Origin of the sequence: Salinimicrobium profundisediminis (assembly GCF_026241755.1) — a bacterium.
Taxonomy (GTDB): domain Bacteria; phylum Bacteroidota; class Bacteroidia; order Flavobacteriales; family Flavobacteriaceae; genus Salinimicrobium; species Salinimicrobium profundisediminis.
Map to the genome: position 1 here is coordinate 1817 of NZ_JAPJDA010000077.1, position 394 is coordinate 2210.

At 40.9% G+C, this 394-nt stretch carries 1 protein-coding gene; it reads right to left on the reverse strand.

The window, feature by feature from the left end:
* Positions 1 to 254: 254 nt before the first annotated feature.
* Positions 255 to 383 (reverse strand): hypothetical protein, encoded by a 129-nt coding sequence (locus OQ279_RS18570; protein ID WP_503167776.1) that lies wholly within the window; start codon positions 381 to 383, stop codon positions 255 to 257.
* Positions 384 to 394: the final 11 nt, after the last annotated feature.

A 394-nucleotide genomic window follows, 5' to 3' on the forward strand; every position in this document is an offset into this window, starting at 1 on the left:
ATCGTATGATCCTATCTCAATAATCACGCCGCCGTCTGTATAAACGGCTTCTACTTGTTCATTTTCCTGCTGCAGTGTATAAATATTTCCCCCATGCCAAAGCGTTCCCATTGTCCATGCTCCTTTAATATCAATTTGAACATAGTATAGTACACCTTGTTTAAGACCGACAAGCAAAATAAATCTTTATATCCGCCAACGTAAAAATATGCCCTCATACAAAAAGCAGGCACCCTCGCCTGCTTCTCCTCAATTCACACCTTGTTTGCCACGCTCTCCAGTTCTTTTTTCCGCAGCTCCACTCTCATAATCTTTCCTGAAATTGTTTTAGGCAGTTCCTCAACAAATTCAATTTTCCGCGGGTATTTATATGGAGCAGTCATTGCTTTCACAT

What these genes read in the sequence shown, in the direction of transcription:
- OQ279_RS18570 (WP_503167776.1), bottom strand. Translation starts at nt 383, where the DNA reads ATGACTGCTCCATATAAATACCCGCGGAAAATTGAATTTGTTGAGGAA.